Annotated in this window: 12 protein-coding genes and 3 rRNA genes; 11 read left to right on the top strand and 4 right to left on the bottom strand. The window is 67.2% G+C overall.

The genetic code is table 11. The features are described from left to right. Positions 1-87: 87 nt before the first annotated feature. Positions 88-273 (bottom strand): hypothetical protein, encoded by a 186-nt coding sequence (locus tag OG823_RS10725; RefSeq protein WP_073924886.1) that lies wholly within the window; start codon positions 271-273, stop codon positions 88-90. Between the two features lie 519 nt (positions 274-792). On the opposite strand from OG823_RS10725, the gene OG823_RS10720 reads away from it, so the two are divergent. From OG823_RS10720 to OG823_RS10705, 4 genes are all read left to right on the top strand, one after another. Next, the gene (locus tag OG823_RS10720; protein WP_371479236.1) at positions 793-1,446 is read left to right on the top strand and encodes a response regulator transcription factor; all 654 of its coding nucleotides are present in this window, start codon (positions 793-795) and stop codon (positions 1,444-1,446) included. A 134-nt stretch (positions 1,447-1,580) separates the two neighbouring features. Next, a complete protein-coding gene (locus OG823_RS10715) occupies positions 1,581-2,888 on the top strand; it encodes a sensor histidine kinase (protein ID WP_371479235.1) in 1,308 nt (435 codons plus the stop codon). A 248-nt stretch (positions 2,889-3,136) separates the two neighbouring features. Continuing rightward, on the top strand, positions 3,137-4,120 hold the full coding sequence (locus OG823_RS10710) for an acyl-ACP desaturase (protein WP_371479234.1): 984 nt from the start codon (positions 3,137-3,139) through the stop codon (positions 4,118-4,120). 482 nt (positions 4,121-4,602) lie between these two features. After that, complete coding sequence (locus OG823_RS10705) at positions 4,603-4,902, top strand: DUF4193 domain-containing protein (protein ID WP_073924890.1); 300 nt, start codon at positions 4,603-4,605, stop codon at positions 4,900-4,902. 300 nt (positions 4,903-5,202) lie between these two features. Here the strand turns inward: OG823_RS10705 and OG823_RS10700 are convergent, their stop codons facing one another. Then, positions 5,203-5,649, bottom strand: a complete 447-nt coding sequence (locus OG823_RS10700; protein ID WP_371479233.1) for a DUF3093 domain-containing protein — start codon at positions 5,647-5,649, stop codon at positions 5,203-5,205. A 205-nt stretch (positions 5,650-5,854) separates the two neighbouring features. On the opposite strand from OG823_RS10700, the gene OG823_RS10695 reads away from it, so the two are divergent. The 6 genes from OG823_RS10695 (at position 5,855) to rrf (ending at position 13,397) form a co-directional block, all read left to right on the top strand. Next, on the top strand, positions 5,855-6,394 hold the full coding sequence (locus OG823_RS10695; RefSeq protein WP_371484416.1) for a PaaI family thioesterase: 540 nt from the start codon (positions 5,855-5,857) through the stop codon (positions 6,392-6,394). Then, positions 6,391-6,858: a dUTP diphosphatase gene (gene dut / locus OG823_RS10690; RefSeq protein WP_371479232.1), complete on the top strand. Its 468-nt coding sequence runs from the start codon at positions 6,391-6,393 to the stop codon at positions 6,856-6,858. The genes OG823_RS10695 and dut overlap by 4 nt, the downstream gene beginning before the upstream one ends. A gap of 57 nt (positions 6,859-6,915) precedes the next feature. After that, positions 6,916-7,722 (top strand): DUF3710 domain-containing protein, encoded by an 807-nt coding sequence (locus OG823_RS10685; RefSeq protein ID WP_371479231.1) that lies wholly within the window; start codon positions 6,916-6,918, stop codon positions 7,720-7,722. 521 nt (positions 7,723-8,243) lie between these two features. Beyond that, positions 8,244-9,767: ribosomal RNA gene (locus OG823_RS10680) — 16S ribosomal RNA — on the top strand. 285 nt (positions 9,768-10,052) lie between these two features. Further along, positions 10,053-13,190, top strand: a 23S ribosomal RNA gene (locus OG823_RS10675). Between the two features lie 90 nt (positions 13,191-13,280). Further along, positions 13,281-13,397, top strand: a 5S ribosomal RNA gene (gene rrf / locus OG823_RS10670). Together the 16S, 23S and 5S rRNA genes form the textbook arrangement of a ribosomal RNA operon. 64 nt (positions 13,398-13,461) lie before the next feature. Here the strand turns inward: rrf and OG823_RS10665 are convergent. Then, positions 13,462-13,914: an N-acetyltransferase family protein gene (locus OG823_RS10665; RefSeq protein WP_371479230.1), complete on the bottom strand. Its 453-nt coding sequence runs from the start codon at positions 13,912-13,914 to the stop codon at positions 13,462-13,464. Between the two features lie 146 nt (positions 13,915-14,060). Beyond that, positions 14,061-14,852 (bottom strand): VOC family protein, encoded by a 792-nt coding sequence (locus tag OG823_RS10660; protein WP_371479229.1) that lies wholly within the window; start codon positions 14,850-14,852, stop codon positions 14,061-14,063. A gap of 220 nt (positions 14,853-15,072) precedes the next feature. Between OG823_RS10660 and OG823_RS10655 the strand changes: the two genes are divergently transcribed. Beyond that, positions 15,073-17,277 (top strand): ATP-dependent RecD-like DNA helicase, encoded by a 2,205-nt coding sequence (locus OG823_RS10655; RefSeq protein WP_371479228.1) that lies wholly within the window; start codon positions 15,073-15,075, stop codon positions 17,275-17,277. The last annotated feature ends 205 nt before the right edge of the window (positions 17,278-17,482 follow it).

Raw genomic sequence — 17,482 nt, 5'->3', positions numbered from 1 at the left:
CGAGGGGGCCCGGAACAGCGAAGAGCCCTGGTACGCAGGTACCAGGGCTTGGGTTTCGCGGACCGCTACGGGTCGGGGTCGGGTCGGTCAGGCAGCGGCGCGGTGCCGCTCCAGCACCGTGTCGACGCCGTGGTCGGCAGCGAGCCGGCGGAGATCGTCCAGCTCGGACTGCTCCACCTCGGCCAGGAACTCGTCCCCGGACTCGATTGCGCGGTGCAGATCCTGTTCGGCGTTCTGTATGCGCTGCAGGATTCCGGCGGTGAAGGCGTCCATACGGGCCCCCTTACTGTGTCGGACGTGCACGTTCGCGCGTTCCCCGGCGGAAGGGGTTCGGGGCCAACGAAAGCGTCCGTGGCCGGTGATGATCTCCGGTCGGGCGCGGAGACGGCCTGCGGCCGCTCCCGATGACGTCCCAGCCCCTGGCCGGTGCGGATGAACGCACGGCGGGTGGGTGCGACCGGCGAAGAGCCAGATCGCGGGTGTGTGAACGTGTCCTCCCCACCCCGGGCCGCAGGAAACCTCCCCGGGAAAGAAAGTTGCCCGCGTCACGGTCCAAGCGGAGCGCGGTCCGTCGGTTCGGCCGGCCCGGCGGCCGGCCCCGGGCCGTACCCCGCACGGGCCCGCCCGGTCGCGGAGCGGCCTTACAGCTGCTTTACCCGCGAACCAGGCAGGATGGAGCCACCGTCGGAGTCGTGCGTCCGCTCCCGGTGGACCCCGGCCCGCGTTCCTCGCGGCCCGGCCCGCGAGGGGCGGTCCACGGTGGGCCGGGTGCCTGGAGAAGGGACAACCATCGTGCGGGTACTCGTCGTCGAGGACGAGCAGCTGCTCGCCGAAGCCGTCGCCACCGGTCTGCGCCGCGAGGCGATGGCCGTCGACGTGGTGTACGACGGGGAGGCCGCCCTCCAGCGAATCGCGGTGAACGACTACGACGTGGTCGTCCTGGACCGCGACCTCCCGCTGGTGCACGGCGACGACGTCTGTCGCAGCGTGGTGGAGCAGGGCCTCGCCACCCGGGTGATCATGCTGACCGCCTCCGGCGACATCAGCGACCGGGTCGAGGGCCTGGAGATCGGCGCCGACGACTACCTTCCCAAGCCGTTCGCCTTCAGCGAACTCGTCGCCCGGGTACGGGCCCTGGGCCGGCGCGCGACCGTCCCGCTGCCGCCGGTGCTGGAACGCGCCGGGATCTCGCTCGACCCCGGCCGCCGCGAGGTGATCCGGGACGGCAAGCCGATCCAGCTCGCCCCCAAGGAGTTCGCCGTGCTGGAGGTCCTGATGCGGGCCGGCGGCGCGGTGGTCTCGGCGGAGCAACTGCTGGAGAAGGCCTGGGACGAGCACACCGACCCGTTCACCAACGTCGTCCGGGTCACCGTGATGACCCTGCGCCGCAAGCTCGGGGACCCGGCGGTGATCATCACCGTCCCCGGCTCCGGCTACCGGATCTGACCCCGGCCCCCGCCCTCACCGGCCCCCGCCCTCACCGGCCCCCGCCCTCACCGGCCCCCGCCCTCACCGGCCCCCGCCCTCACCGGCCCAGTGCTCCGCCGGGCCCCGCGCCCGGATCACCCGAGAGGACCGTCATGACCACCCCGCCCCCGGTCGGCGGGCCGTCCGGCATGCCCGCCGGAGGCCCGCACGCCGTGCCGCCCCGTCCCGCCCAGGCCCCGCGTCCGCCGAAGATCCACCCGCAGCCGCAGGTCTACACCCCGGGCGACGGGCTGCTCGCCTGGATGCCGTTCCGGCCCACCATCCGGATCCGGCTGACCCTGCTCTACGGCGGCATGTTCCTGATGGCCGGCGTCGTGCTGCTGCTCCTGATGTACTTCTTCGTCCAGCAGGCCTTCCACGAGGTCGGGCCGCCCAAGCTGGCCATCGGCCCGGGCGTGACGATCTCCACGCCGGACGGGCAGACGGTCACCGCCCAGACCTTCAACCAGTGGTTCACCGGCTACCACAACGCGGCGAGCCAGCGTTCGCTGGACACCCTGCTGCGCAAGTCCCTCACCGTCCTGCTCTGCCTCGCCGTGATCGCCTTCATCGCCGGCTACGCGATGGCAGGCCGGGTGCTCAGCCCGCTGGGCCGGATCACCCGTACCGCCCGCGAGGTGGCCGGCTCCGACCTGCACCGGCGGATCGAGCTGGACGGTCCGGACGACGAGCTCAAGGAGCTCGCCGACACCTTCGACGGCATGCTGGACCGCCTGGACCGCTCCTTCGACTCCCAGCGCAGGTTCGTCGCCAACGCCTCGCACGAACTGCGCACGCCACTGGCGATCAACCGCACGCTGCTGGAGGTCCAGCTCTCGGATCCGCAGGCGTCCCCCGATCTCCAGCAGCTCGGCAAGACGCTGCTCGCCACCAACGAACGCAGCGAGCAGCTGGTCGAGGGCCTGCTGCTGCTGGCCCGCAGCGACAACGAGCTGCTCGACCGCCGACCGGTGGAGCTCTCCGAGGTGGCCACCCGGGCGCTGGAGCAGGTCCGTCCGGAGGCGTCCCGTCGCGAGGTGGAGGTGCGCGCCACGCTCGCGCCGACCACCGTGTCCGGAAACGGCGTCCTGCTGGAGCGCATCGCGCTCAACCTGGTCCAGAACGCGGTGCGCTACAACCTGGCCGACGGCTGGGTGGAGATCTCCACCGCGGCGGTCCCCGGCGGGGGAGGCGAGCTGGTGGTCAGCAACACCGGCCCGGTGGTGCCCGGCTACGAACTGGAGCACATCTTCGAGCCGTTCCGCCGGGTCAAGGGCGCCGACCGGACCCGCAGCGACAAGGGGGTCGGACTGGGCCTGTCCATCGTCCGCTCGGTGGTCCGGGCGCACGGTGGTGCCATCGAGGCCACTCCGCGCGCCGGTGGCGGCCTCACCATGCGGGTACGCATCCCGGGCGCCTGAACGCGCGTGCGGGCCGGTACGCGCCCGCACACGCCCTCCGGGTCGCCGCGCTCCGTGCGCAGACCATCCGCCGCCCCCGGCCGCCGGTGTCAGAACGACATAAGCGCTGGCCGGGGGCGGCTTGTCATTTCCGGTCCCAGCAACTTACGGTGTCGTAACCTACGCATCCGTAAGTGAGCTCGTAGGCGTCCGCGCAAGTGCCCAGTGAGTATGCCCCTCAGCGTTCCCGTCCCCCAGGAGCAAGAGCCGTGACCATCGCCCCCGTGCAGCGCACCGCAACGACCGGTTCGGCCGCCTGGACCGACGCGCGTCTGATCCTCGCCCTCGAAGAGGTGGTGGAGACCGAGCTCAACCGCCACCTGAAGGTCGCCAAGGAGTGGATGCCCCACGAGTACGTCCCGTGGAGCCTGGGCCGCGACTTCGACGGCGTGCTCGGCGGCGAGGCGTGGTCCCTGGAGCAGTCCAAGGTGACCCCGCTCGGCCGGATCTCGCTGGTGGTGAACCTGCTGACCGAGGACAACCTCCCCAGCTACCACCACGAGATCGCCACCATGTTCGGCCGCGAGGGCGCCTGGGGCACCTGGGTGCACCGCTGGACCGCGGAGGAGGGCCGGCACGGCATAGCGCTGCGCGACTACCTGCTGGCCACCCGGGCCGTGGACCCGGTGGAGCTGGAGCGGGCCCGCATGATCCACATGTCGGAGGGCTTCGAGTCCGACAACTCGCACAGCATGCTGCACTCGGTCGCGTACGTGGCCTTCCAGGAGCTCGCCACCCGGATCTCGCACCGCAACACGGGCCACTACGCCGGCGACCCGCTCTGCGAGCAGCTGCTCGCGAAGATCGCCAACGACGAGAACCTGCACATGGTCTTCTACCGCAACCTGCTGAAGGCCGCCCTGGAGATCGCGCCCGACCTCGCCATGCGGGCCATCGCCGACGTCGTGATCGACTTCCGGATGCCCGGTCACGGGATGCCGGGCTTCGAGCGCTCCGCCGCCCAGATCGCCATCGGCGGCATCTACAACCTCCGGATCCACCACGACGACGTGCTCCAGCCGGTGCTGCGCCATCTCAGGGTCATGGAGACCGGTGGCCTCGGCCCCGAGGGCCTGCAGGCCCAGCAGGAGCTCGGGATCTTCCTGGACGGGCTCGACACCCAGGCGACCAGGTTCGACGAGCGTCAGGCCGCCCTGCTGGCCCGCCGTGCCGCCAACGCGGCGAAGAAGTAGGTCGCGGCGGGTCGCGACAGGGGCCCGTGGTGGGTGGATTTTCCAGATTTTGCCCGAAAGATTCGTAACGTGAGCAACGTCACACCCGGTTGCGCCACACGATCGGGCGACCCCGTAGGGTGATCATGACGTGGGCCACACCGGTCGCGTTGCGTGATCGACGCCCGTGTTCGGACGGTTCGACGGGATTGACGATCTCCGCAGGTGGGCAGGGGATCGGGCGGCGGCCGACCGCGTGGCCGCTCACTGTGGGTGTCCATTCACGGGGGCCGGCCGGCGGCCGGTGATGGCCCTGCGTGAGGTCGCCCCGGCCCGGCCGGATCACCCCAACGGGCCTCCGGCTGAGTGTCGATTGAGTAACAGGGCTTGAAGTAAGGCAAAATCTCGCCCTCGGGTCGGGCACAAGACCGGCCCGCCGTGCGTTACGTGCGCTGGAGATACCCGCACACAACAGCAGACACCCGGAGGGGGAGAGCGAAAAAATGGCAACGGACTACGACACCCCACGCAAGACCGATGACGACCTCAACGAGGACAGCATCGAGGAACTGAAGGCTCGCCGGAACGAGAAGTCGACCAGCTCGGTCGACGTCGACGAGTTCGAGGCGGCCGAGGGCCTGGAGCTCCCGGGCGCCGACCTCTCGAACGAGGAACTCTCCGTCCGGGTGCTTCCGCGCCAGGCCGACGAGTTCACCTGCATGAGCTGCTTCCTGGTCCACCACCGCAGCCAGCTGTACAGCGAGAAGAACGGCAACCCGATCTGCCGGGACTGCGGCGCCTGAGCACCGGGCGGTCAGGGCCCGGGTCCCACGCTCCGCGTGGGCTCGGCACACCGCCCCGTCCGGCCCCGGCCATCGGGGTCGGAGGCAGATCCGGCGGCCGTCCTGACGGCCGCACCGGCAGGCTGGTCCTGCAGAACACCGCAGTAGCAGCAGTACCGGAAGTACCGGCGGTAAAGGTTCCATCAGCAGTACCAGCACCACCGCCGGCAACGGTGGTACCGGAAAAGGAGGGACGGTCCCGCAGTCGCGGAACCGTCCCTCCTCCGTTTCCCGGGTCCGTCCGGGGCCGTCGCGCCCGTCTCAGGCGACGTGCCGCCGGGCCTCGGCCAGGGCGGCCGCGAGCTTCTCGGGGGAGCGGGTCGACAGGTACAGGTACGGCGTCGGGTCGGCCGGGTCCGTGACCTCCACCCGCAGCGCCGTGGGCACGTAGCTGCGCAGCAGCATGAAGGCCCGGGCGTCCGACTTCACTCCGCGCCAGGCCACCGCCTCGACCGGGCTCAGCGGGTGTGCCTCGCCGAGCGCCCCGACCGGGATCCTGGCCTGGCCGGCCACCAGCGAGCCCTGCACCACCCGGATCCGGGCCGACCCGTAGCTGCTGACCGCGGCCGCGCCGGCCGCGATCCCGACCACCAGCCCGATCAGGGCGGGGACGGCGCCGACCCGCAGCAGGATCAGCGCGAGCGTCAGCCCGATCGCGAGCGGGAGAAGCCACCAGGTGCGGGGAGCGGTGAGGCGTTCGTCGTACATGCCTCCATTGTGGGCGCCACCGCGCGGGCCCGGGGACGCCGCCCCCGGCCGGGCCGGTCCTACCCATCGGTAGGGTGGCCGCGTGACCGGATCCATAGCCTCCCAGCCGGCGTCGAAGGGCTCGGAGCAGCCCGTCGGGCGCTCTGCCGTCCCGCCCGCCCCGTTCGCCCCGCTCTCGCCGACCACGCCACCCGAGGGCGCCGTCCTGCCGCCCCGGGCGCCCGAGGCCCCGGCGCCCGGCACCCTGCTGGGCCCGCACTACGACCACTGCTTCGGCTGCGGCCCCCTGGTCCCCTCCGGGCTCCGGATGACCGTGACGGCCGGGGAAGGCCTGGAGGTCACCGCCGAGTTCACCGTCGGGGCGGACCACCAGGGCGGCCCGGGCCTGGCCCACGGCGGCCTGCTCACCACCGCGCTCGACGAGACCCTCGGCTCGCTGAACTGGCTGCTGCACGCGCCGGCCGTCACCGGCCGGCTGGAGACGGACTTCGTCCGTCCCGTCCCGGTCGACTCGGTGCTGCACATCCGTGCCCGGGTCACCGGGGTGCACGGCCGGAAGATCTACAGCGCGGCCGAGGGCCGGATCGGCGGCCCCGACGGACCGGTGGCGATCCGGGCGCAGGCGCTCTTCGTTCAGGTGAAGCTGGAACACTTCACCAAGCACGGTCGTCCCGAGGACATCAAGCAGGCCCTGGACGACCCTGATCTGTTCAAGCGCGCCCGAGCCTTCGAGGTGAATCCGTGAGCACCACCGCCCGTCCGCCGGTAGACGTTCTGATCAGGCGAATCGACCCCGAGTTGCCGCTGCCCGCCTACGCGCAGCCCGGCGACGCCGGCGCCGACCTGCGCACCACGGTGGACGCCGAGTTGGCCCCGGGCGAACGCGTCGTCCTGCCGACCGGCATCGCCGTGGCGCTTCCGGACGGCTACGCGGCGTTCGTGCACGCGCGTTCGGGACTCGCAGCTCGTTGCGGAGTTGCCCTTGTGAACGCCCCAGGGACGGTCGATGCCGGGTACCGTGGGGAGATCAAGGTGATCGTCGTCAATCTGGACCCGCGCGAGGGGGTCAGCTTCCGCCGTGGGGACCGAATCGCCCAGCTGGTGATCCAGCAGGTCGAGAAGGCCCGCTTCCACGAGGTGGCCGAACTGCCCGGGTCGGCACGTGCCGAGGGTGGGTTCGGGTCGACCGGTGGCCATGCGGCGGTCTAGGCTGCCCGCGGCCGAGCAGGTATTCGTGTCGGTCTTCGACCGGGAAGGACAGTGACCGTGTTCCGTCGTCGCCAGAAGAGCGAGGACGCTGTCGAGCAGCTCGCCGAGGACGCCATCAGCGCCGACGAGACGGCCGATGACGTCGAAGGTTCCGCCGACTCCGAGAGCGAGAACGAGACCGAGCCGGATCAGGCGGAGCGGGTCGGCCTGCCGCCGGCCCCCCGTCCGGACGGCCCGTGGGACCACTCCGAGCTGGAGCAGCCGGAGGAGGGCCGGGTGGACCTCGGAGGTCTCCTGGTCCCCGGGGTCGAGGGCATGGAGCTGCGGGTCGAGGTCGCCGGTGACGCGATCGTCGCCGCCACGCTGGTCCTCGGCAACAGTGCCATCCAGCTCCAGGCCTTCGCGGCCCCCAAGTCCGAGGGCATCTGGGGTGAGGTCCGCGAGGAGATCGCCAACGGCATCACCGCCCAGGGCGGCCTGATCGAGGAGGAGGAGGGCCCGCTGGGCTGGCACCTCCGCGCCCAGGTCCCCGTGCAGCTGCCGGACGGCACCCAGGGTGTCCAGCTGGTCCGCTTCGTGGGCTGCGACGGACCGCGCTGGTTCCTGCGCGGCGTGATCTCCGGACAGGCCGCGGTCCAGCCGGAGATGGCCGGCGTCCTCGAGCAGGTCTTCCAGCAGACCGTCGTGGTGCGTGGCGAGGTTCCGATGGCGCCGCGCGACCCGATCGTGCTCAAGCTGCCCGAGGACGCCCAGATGGTGGCCGACGGCGGTGCCACCGCCGTCGAGGACGCCACCGGAGCCCGCTTCGGCGGCGCCGCCCTCGACCCGTTCGCCCGCGGCCCGGAGATCACCGAGGTCCGCTGAACCGCAGCTCAAGCGCCGTCCCACGTCGGATCGCCCTCGCCCCGGACCTCCGGGGCGGGGGCGATTTGCTTGTGCCGACCGACCCCCGTACAGTTCTCCGGGTTGCCCCAGTGGCAGCAGGCTTCCCCCGAAGGATTCGAACCCCAGGTTCGGATTCGGGCGGGAAAAGCGGCCCGAGAAACTCTGCTAGAGTTCGGGAGCGCCGAAAGGCCAGAGCATATCGGATAAACGAAACTCCGGAAAACGGAGCGGAAAACGTCTGATAAGCTTGGAACACGAAAGAACGAAGCGCCCGGAGAGACCGTGAGAGCGGCTCGAAGGAAGTGTCCGTTCCTTGAGAACTCAACAGCGTGCCAAAAGTCAACGCCAGATATGTTGACATCCCCGGCCCGGGTCGTTCGATCCGGGTTGGAGATTCCTTTGGTAACAAAACACTAGCGAGGACGCAGTGCGCGGGACTTCCCTATTCCGGGGGTCGCCGCGCCGCTCAACGCGAGTGGCCGCTCGATTACGAGCAGACATTCACGGAGAGTTTGATCCTGGCTCAGGACGAACGCTGGCGGCGTGCTTAACACATGCAAGTCGAACGGTGAAGCCCTTCGGGGTGGATCAGTGGCGAACGGGTGAGTAACACGTGGGCAATCTGCCCTGCACTCTGGGACAAGCCCTGGAAACGGGGTCTAATACCGGATATGACCTTCCTCCGCATGGGGGTTGGTGTAAAGCTCCGGCGGTGCAGGATGAGCCCGCGGCCTATCAGCTTGTTGGTGGGGTAATGGCCTACCAAGGCGACGACGGGTAGCCGGCCTGAGAGGGCGACCGGCCACACTGGGACTGAGACACGGCCCAGACTCCTACGGGAGGCAGCAGTGGGGAATATTGCACAATGGGCGAAAGCCTGATGCAGCGACGCCGCGTGAGGGATGACGGCCTTCGGGTTGTAAACCTCTTTCAGCAGGGAAGAAGCGCAAGTGACGGTACCTGCAGAAGAAGCACCGGCTAACTACGTGCCAGCAGCCGCGGTAATACGTAGGGTGCGAGCGTTGTCCGGAATTATTGGGCGTAAAGAGCTCGTAGGCGGCCTGTCGCGTCGGATGTGAAAGCCCGGGGCTTAACCCCGGGTCTGCATTCGATACGGGCAGGCTAGAGTGTGGTAGGGGAGATCGGAATTCCTGGTGTAGCGGTGAAATGCGCAGATATCAGGAGGAACACCGGTGGCGAAGGCGGATCTCTGGGCCATTACTGACGCTGAGGAGCGAAAGCGTGGGGAGCGAACAGGATTAGATACCCTGGTAGTCCACGCCGTAAACGTTGGGAACTAGGTGTTGGCGACATTCCACGTCGTCGGTGCCGCAGCTAACGCATTAAGTTCCCCGCCTGGGGAGTACGGCCGCAAGGCTAAAACTCAAAGGAATTGACGGGGGCCCGCACAAGCAGCGGAGCATGTGGCTTAATTCGACGCAACGCGAAGAACCTTACCAAGGCTTGACATATACCGGAAACGGCCAGAGATGGTCGCCCCCTTGTGGTCGGTATACAGGTGGTGCATGGTTGTCGTCAGCTCGTGTCGTGAGATGTTGGGTTAAGTCCCGCAACGAGCGCAACCCTTGTTCTGTGTTGCCAGCATGCCTTTCGGGGTGATGGGGACTCACAGGAGACTGCCGGGGTCAACTCGGAGGAAGGTGGGGACGACGTCAAATCATCATGCCCCTTATGTCTTGGGCTGCACACGTGCTACAATGGTCGGTACAAAGGGCTGCGATGCCGCGAGGCGGAGCGAATCCCAAAAAGCCGGCCTCAGTTCGGATTGGGGTCTGCAACTCGACCCCATGAAGTTGGAGTTGCTAGTAATCGCAGATCAGCATGCTGCGGTGAATACGTTCCCGGGCCTTGTACACACCGCCCGTCACGTCACGAAAGTCGGTAACACCCGAAGCCGGTGGCCTAACCCGTAAGGGGAGGAGCCGTCGAAGGTGGGACCAGCGATTGGGACGAAGTCGTAACAAGGTAGCCGTACCGGAAGGTGCGGCTGGATCACCTCCTTTCTAAGGAGCACATAGCCGGATGTGAGCGAATGTCTCACACGGTTGCTCATGGGTGGAACGTTGACTATTCGGCACGGTTCGGTCTCATCGACCGCGAGTACTGCGCTTCGGCGCGTGGAAAGCATCCGGTGGGGTTGGGTCGTGGCGGGCACGTTGTTGGGTCCTGAGGGAACGGCTGTCATGGTCGTTGCTTCAGTGCCGGTCCTACTTGAGATGCGTCGTGACGCGTTGATGGTGGGTGACTGGTCGTTGTTTGAGAACTGCACAGTGGACGCGAGCATCTGTGGCCAAGTTTTTAAGGGCGCACGGTGGATGCCTTGGCACCAGGAACCGATGAAGGACGTGGGAGGCCACGATAGTCCCCGGGGAGCCGTCAACCAGGCTTTGATCCGGGGGTTTCCGAATGGGGAAACCCGGCAGTCGTCATGGGCTGTCACCCATACCTGAACACATAGGGTATGTGGAGGGAACGCGGGGAAGTGAAACATCTCAGTACCCGCAGGAAGAGAAAACAACCGTGATTCCGGGAGTAGTGGCGAGCGAAACCGGATGAGGCTAAACCTGTTACGTGTGATACCCGGCAGGGGTTGCGTAGTAGGGGTCGTGGGAAAGTTCTTCAGTCGTCTGCCGGCGGCTGGGTGAGTCAGAAACCGTTGGTGTAGTCGAAGGACATGCGAAAGGTCCGGCGTAGAGGGTAAGACCCCCGTAGACGAAACATCAGCGGCTCACTTGAGCTTCTCCCAAGTAGCACGGAGCCCGAGAAATTCCGTGTGAATCTGGCGGGACCACCCGCTAAGCCTAAATATTCCCTGGTGACCGATAGCGGATAGTACCGTGAGGGAATGGTGAAAAGTACCGCGGGAGCGGAGTGAAATAGTACCTGAAACCGTGTGCCTACAAGCCGTGGGAGCGTCGGACGTGCAGCTTGCTGTGTGTCTCGTGACTGCGTGCCTTTTGAAGAATGAGCCTGCGAGTTTGCGGTGTGTAGCGAGGTTAACCCGTGTGGGGTAGCCGTAGCGAAAGCGAGTCCGAATAGGGCGCAGCGTCTTTTTAGATGCGTAGTTGCATGCCCAAGACCCGAAGCGGAGTGATCTAGCCATGGGCAGGTTGAAGCGGAGGTAAGACTTCGTGGAGGACCGAACCCACCAGGGTTGAAAACCTGGGGGATGACCTGTGGTTAGGGGTGAAAGGCCAATCAAACTCCGTGATAGCTGGTTCTCCCCGAAATGCATTTAGGTGCAGCGTCACGTGTTTCTTGCCGGAGGTAGAGCACTGGATAGGCGATGGGCCTCAACGGGTTACTGACCTTAGCCAAACTCCGAATGCCGGTAAGTGAGAGCGTGGCAGTGAGACTGTGGGGGATAAGCTCCATGGTCGAGAGGGAAACAGCCCAGAACACCGACTAAGGTCCCTAAGCGTGTGCTAAGTGGGAAAGGATGTGGAGTCGCAGAGACAACCAGGAGGTTGGCTTAGAAGCAGCCACCCTTGAAAGAGTGCGTAATAGCTCACTGGTCAAGTGATTCCGCGCCGACAATGTAGCGGGGCTCAAGCACACCACCGAAGTCGTGTCATTGCAGCAATACCCCCAACGGGGGCTGTGATGGGTAGGGGAGCGTCGTGTTCCGGGTGAAGCAGCGGAGGAATCCAGTTGTGGACGGGACACGAGTGAGAATGCAGGCATGAGTAGCGATACAAGAGTGAGAAACTCTTGCGCCGATTGACCAAGGGTTCCTGGGTCAAGCTGATCTGCCCAGGGTAAGTCGGGACCTAAGGCGAGGCCGACAGGCGTAGTCGATGGACAACGGGTTGATATTCCCGTACCCGCTTTGAAGCGCCAACGTCGAACCTCTGAATGCTAAAGCCGTGAAGCCGGCCCGGAGTCTTCGGACAAAGGGACGTGGTGGAGCCGCTGACCCAACAGGGTAGTAGGTGAGCGATGGGGTGACGCAGGAAGGTAGTCCAGCCCGGGCGGTGGTTGTCCCGGGGTAAGGGTGTAGGCCGAGTGATAGGCAAATCCGTCACTCATTGAGGCTGAGACCTGATGCCGAGCCGATTGTGGTGAAGTGGATGATCCTATGCTGTCGAGAAAAGCCTCTAGCGAGTTTCATGGCGGCCCGTACCCCAAACCGACTCAGGTGGTCAGGTAGAGAATACCGAGGCGTTCGGGTGAACTATGGTTAAGGAACTCGGCAAAATGCCCCCGTAACTTCGGGAGAAGGGGGGCCGGAACTGGTGATGAGTCTTGCACTCTGAGCTGGGGCCGGCCGCAGAGACCAGCGAGAAGCGACTGTTTACTAAAAACACAGGTCCGTGCGAAGCCGTAAGGCGATGTATACGGACTGACGCCTGCCCGGTGCTGGAACGTTAAGGGGACCGGTTAGTCGAGATTCGTCTCGGCGAAGCTGAGAACTTAAGCGCCAGTAAACGGCGGTGGTAACTATAACCATCCTAAGGTAGCGAAATTCCTTGTCGGGTAAGTTCCGACCTGCACGAATGGCGTAACGACTTCTCGACTGTCTCAACCATAGGCCCGGTGAAATTGCATTACGAGTAAAGATGCTCGTTTCGCGCAGCAGGACGGAAAGACCCCGGGACCTTTACTATAGCTTGATATTGGTGTTCGGTTCGGCTTGTGTAGGATAGGTGGGAGACTTTGAAGCGGCCACGCCAGTGGTTGTGGAGTCGACGTTGAAATACCACTCTGGTCGTGCTGGATGTCTAACCTGGGTCCGTGATCCGGATCAGGGACAGTGTCTGGTGGGTAGTTTAACTGGGGCGGTTGCCTCCTAAAGAGTAACGGAGGCGCCCAAAGGTTCCCTCAGCCTGGTTGGCAATCAGGTGTTGAGTGTAAGTGCACAAGGGAGCTTGACTGTGAGACCGACGGGTCGAGCAGGTGCGAAAGCAGGGACTAGTGATCCGGCGGTGGCTTGTGGAAGCGCCGTCGCTCAACGGATAAAAGGTACCCCGGGGATAACAGGCTGATCTTCCCCAAGAGTCCATATCGACGGGATGGTTTGGCACCTCGATGTCGGCTCGTCGCATCCTGGGGCTGGAGTAGGTCCCAAGGGTTGGGCTGTTCGCCCATTAAAGCGGTACGCGAGCTGGGTTTAGAACGTCGTGAGACAGTTCGGTCCCTATCCGCTGTGCGCGTAGGAATATTGAGAAGGGCTGTCCCTAGTACGAGAGGACCGGGACGGACGAACCTCTGGTGTGCCAGTTGTCCTGCCAAGGGCATGGCTGGTTGGCTACGTTCGGGAGGGATAACCGCTGAAAGCATCTAAGCGGGAAGCCTGCTTCGAGATGAGTATTCCCACCTCCTTGAGAGGGTAAGGCTCCCAGTAGACGACTGGGTTGATAGGCCGGATGTGGAAGCCCTGTAAGGGGTGGAGCTGACCGGTACTAATAGGCCGAGGGCTTGTCCTCAGTTGCTCGCGTCCACTGTGTTGTTCTGAAACAACGACCCCGTTTTTCCCGGGCCACGGGGAGAGCGGTGCGGTGACAGTTTCATAGTGTTTCGGTGGTCATAGCGTGAGGGAAACGCCCGGTTACATTCCGAACCCGGAAGCTAAGCCTCACAGCGCCGATGGTACTGCAGGGGGGACCCTGTGGGAGAGTAGGACGCCGCCGAACAATCATTCACAGACAACCCCCACCCGGTTCCGGGTGGGGGTTGTCTGCGTTTGTGCCCCGGTGTTCACAGCGGGAGTTTGAACCCGACGTGCGAGGCGACGAATCCCAGCCGCTCGTAGAAGCGGCGGGCGTCCGTCCGGGTGGCGTCCGAGGTCAGCTGGACCAGGTCGGCGCCGAGCTCCCTGGACCTGTCGATCGCCCACCGGATGAGCTCGGTGCCCAGCCCGCCTCGGCGCTCGTCCGCGTGGACGCGCACACCCTCGATGATCGTGCGGGTCGAGCCCCGGCGGGAGATCCCGGGGACCAGGGTGAGCTGGAGCGTGCCGACCGTTCGCCCGTGGCGTTCGGCGACGACGAGGCTCTGCTGCGGGTCGGCCAGGATCCGGGCGAGGGCGGCTCGGTAGGGCGTCAGGTCGTCCGGGGACTCCCGGACCGCGCCGAGCGGATCGTCGGCGAGCATGGCCACGATGGCAGGCAGGTCCTCGGACGTGGCCGGGCGGATCAACAGGTCGGTCATGGCCACAGGGTAGGCGAGCCCGGGAGCCCGCCGCCGGTGCACCGGCGGCGGGTCGTGAGGCCCCCGCCGGGGCCCGCGCGGGCCCTCGGGCGCCCTGTGGAGGCGCCGCGGCCCGCGGAGGCCGCCGGGAGGCGGGTGAGAGGCCGTCACCGACCGGGCTCGGCGCTCCTGATGACCGCGAGGACGGCGCCGCCCGGATCGATCACCTGGGCGAGCCGGCCGATCCCGTGCACGTCCATGGGCGGGATCCGTACGGTCGCGCCCAGCCGCTCGGCGGCGGCGGCGCAGGCGTCCGGGTCGGTGACCTCGAAGTAGGGCAGCCAGTGCGACGTGGTCCCGGCGGCGGTCTGTTCGGGGCCGAGCTGCATGATGCCGCCCTGGACGTCGTCGGTGCCCCCGCCGGCCGGGGTGAGGACGGTGTAGGTGAGATCGCCGAACGGGAGGTCCTGTTCCCGCCAGTCGAAGACGGCCCGGTAGAAGGTCTTCGCGGCCTCGGCGTCGGTGCTGTAGCACTCCGTCCAGCAGAGCGCGCCGGGGGAGTTCACCGCGTCCAGGCCGAGGGTGTCACGGGGCTGCCAGACGGCGAAGTCGGCGCCGGTCGGGTCGGTGAAGCCGGCCATCCGGCCGTTGGTGAAGACGTCGAAGGGGGCGAACCGGACCTTGCCGCCGGCGCGCTCCACCAGGGCGGTGGTCCGGTCGGCGTCCGGGGTGGCGAAGTAGACCGTCCAGGTGGGCGAGGCGCCGTCCTCGGTGAGCGGACCGAGCGCCGCGACCGTCCGCCCGTCCTGCCGGAAGAAGCCGTAGCCACCGGCGGCCGGACCGGCCGAGGCCAGCTCCCAGCCGAAGAGGGAGGTGTAGAACGCCCCGGCGGCCGTGGTGTCGGCGGCGGCGAGGTCGAGCCAGTTGGGGGAGCCGGGGACGTGGTCGGTGCTCAGCATGGCGCGCGCTCCTGGGCCGGGCCCGCCGCGGGCGGGCGCACATGGTCTTCCTCCCCGTCCGGTCCAGCCTTCCACCCGTGGCCGGTCGCCGCAGCGCGGGCGGCGACCGGCGGCGACGGGAGCGGTGCGATTCCCGCCATGTCGTACCCGGGCGGTACGGTGCGTGGCGGATGGTCACCCGCACCGGCAAGGGGGTTCCGTGGCCACGCAGCAACCAGCCGTGCCACGTCAGCTCGCCCAGCTGGACGGGGTACTGGAGCGGATCACGTACGCCAACGAGGAGACGGGCTACACCGTCGCCCGCGTCGACACCGGGCGGGGGGCCAACGACCTGCTGACGGTGGTCGGCGCGCTGCTGGGCGCGCAGCCGGGTGAGTCGCTCCGGCTGCACGGGCGCTGGGCGTCGCATCCGCAGTACGGCAAGCAGTTCGTGGTCGAGAACTACACCACGGTGCTGCCGGCGACGATCCAGGGCATCCAGCGCTACCTGGGCTCGGGGCTGATCAAGGGGATCGGCCCGCGCTTCGCGGAGCGGATCGTCGAGGCCTTCGGGGTGGACACCCTGGAGGTGATCGAGAACTCACCCGCCCGGTTGATCGAGGTGCCGGGCCTGGGACCGAAGCGGACCAAGAAGATCGCCGCGGCCTGGGAGGAGCAGAAGGCCATCAAGGAGGTGATGGTCTTCCTGCAGGGGGTCGGGGTGTCGACCTCGCTCGCGGTGCGGATCTTCAAGAAGTACGGCGACGCCTCGATCGGTGTGGTGAAGAACGAGCCGTACCGGCTGGCCTCGGACGTCTGGGGCATCGGCTTCCTGACGGCGGACCGGATCGCCCAGGCGGTCGGGATCCCCCACGACAGCCCGGAGCGTGTGAAGGCGGGTCTGCAGTACGCGCTCTCGCAGAGCAGCGACCAGGGGCACTGCTACCTCCCCGAGGAGCGGCTGATCGCGGACGGCGTGAAACTGCTCCAGGTGGACGTCGGGCTGGTGATCGACTGTCTGGCCGAGCTGGTCGCGCAGGAGGGCGTGGTGCGTGAGGCGGTCCCCGGCGAGGGCGGGCAGCCGGTGACGGCGGTGTACCTGGTGCCGTTCCACCGGGCGGAGATCTCACTCTCCAACCAGCTGCTGCGGCTGCTGCGGGCGGACACCGACCGGATGCCCGGCTTCGCGGACGTGGACTGGACGGCCGCACTGGGCTGGCTGGCGAAGCGGACGGGGGCCGAGCTGGCGCCCGAGCAGGAGCAGTCGGTACGGCTCGCGCTGACCGAGAAGGTCGCGGTGCTGACCGGCGGTCCCGGGTGCGGCAAGTCGTTCACGGTCAAGTCGATCGTGGCGCTGGCGCTGGCGAAGCGCGCCAAGGTGGTGCTGGCGGCACCGACCGGCCGGGCGGCCAAGCGGCTGTCGGAGCTGACCGGGGCGCAGGCCTCCACCGTGCACCGCTTGCTGGAACTGCGGCCGGGCGGCGAGGCGGCCTACGATCGGGACCGGCCGCTGGACGCGGATCTGGTGGTGGTGGACGAAGCCTCGATGCTGGACCTGATCCTGGCGAACAAGCTGGTCAAGGCGGTCGCGCCGGGCGCCCACCTGCTGTTCGTGGGTGATGTGGACCAGCTGCCCTCGGTGGGCGCCGGCGAGGTGCTGCGGGACATGCTGGCGGCGGGCAGCCCCGTGCCGTCGGTGCGGCTGACCCGGATCTTCCGGCAGGCCCAGGAGTCCGGTGTGGTCACCAACGCGCACCGGATCAACGAGGGCCTGCCGCCCCGGACGGAGGGTCTGGCGGACTTCTTCCTCTTCGTGGAGGACGACACCGAGCGGGCGGCCGGTCTGACGGTCGACGTGGTGGCGCGGCGGATCCCGCAGCGGTTCGGCCTCGACCCGCGGCGCGACGTCCAGGTGCTGGCGCCGATGCACCGGGGGCCGGCCGGCGCGGGCAACCTGAACACGCTCCTCCAGGCCGCGGTCACACCGGGGCGCGAGGGGCTGGCCGAGCGCCGCTTCGGCGGGCGGACGTTCCGGGTGGGGGACAAGGTCACCCAGATCAGGAACAACTACGAGAAGGGGCAGAACGGCGTCTTCAACGGCACGGTCGGCGTGGTGACCTCGCTGAGCGTCGACGACCAGCGCCTCACCGTGCTCACCGACGAGGACGAGGAGATCGGCTACGACTTCGACGAGCTCGACGAACTGGCGCACGCGTACGCCGTGACGATCCATCGTTCGCAGGGCAGCGAGTACCCCGCCGTGGTGATTCCGGTCACCACCTCGGCCTGGACGATGCTCCAGCGAAATCTGCTCTACACCGCGGTGACCAGGGCAAAACAACTGGTTGTGCTCGTCGGGTCACGGAGAGCGATCGGACAGGCGGTTCGGACGGTCAGCGCAGGTCGCAGGCACTCCGCCCTGGACCACCGACTGGCGACTGGATGATTCTCCAACGGGTCCCTTGCCTCTAGAGTTCTCTTGACGTGAAGAGATTTAGGGCAGAGCCTGGAGTGGTGCCGATCTTGTCCGGTTCATACCGGCTGCGGCGAAGGGTTTTGTAGGGGACGGCCCTTTCGGGCCACCCCGGGTGCGCAACTGTCCGCCAGATGGGGGATGGTAGAGACAGTCAGGGCACCTTGGATGAGGATTC

This window comes from Kitasatospora sp. NBC_00315 (assembly GCF_041435095.1).
Lineage (GTDB): Bacteria > Actinomycetota > Actinomycetes > Streptomycetales > Streptomycetaceae > Kitasatospora.
Note: the sequence above shows the minus strand (reverse complement) of the source record. Positions and strands in the feature narration are given on the sequence as shown.

What these genes read in the sequence shown, in the direction of transcription:
- OG823_RS10725 (WP_073924886.1), bottom strand. Translation starts at nt 273, where the DNA reads ATGGACGCCTTCACCGCCGGAATCCTGCAGCGCATACAGAACGCCGAA.
- OG823_RS10715 (WP_371479235.1), top strand. Translation starts at nt 1,581, where the DNA reads ATGACCACCCCGCCCCCGGTCGGCGGGCCGTCCGGCATGCCCGCCGGA.
- OG823_RS10705 (WP_073924890.1), top strand. Translation starts at nt 4,603, where the DNA reads ATGGCAACGGACTACGACACCCCACGCAAGACCGATGACGACCTCAAC.
- OG823_RS10700 (WP_371479233.1), bottom strand. Translation starts at nt 5,649, where the DNA reads ATGTACGACGAACGCCTCACCGCTCCCCGCACCTGGTGGCTTCTCCCG.
- OG823_RS10665 (WP_371479230.1), bottom strand. Translation starts at nt 13,914, where the DNA reads ATGACCGACCTGTTGATCCGCCCGGCCACGTCCGAGGACCTGCCTGCC.
- OG823_RS10660 (WP_371479229.1), bottom strand. Translation starts at nt 14,852, where the DNA reads ATGCTGAGCACCGACCACGTCCCCGGCTCCCCCAACTGGCTCGACCTC.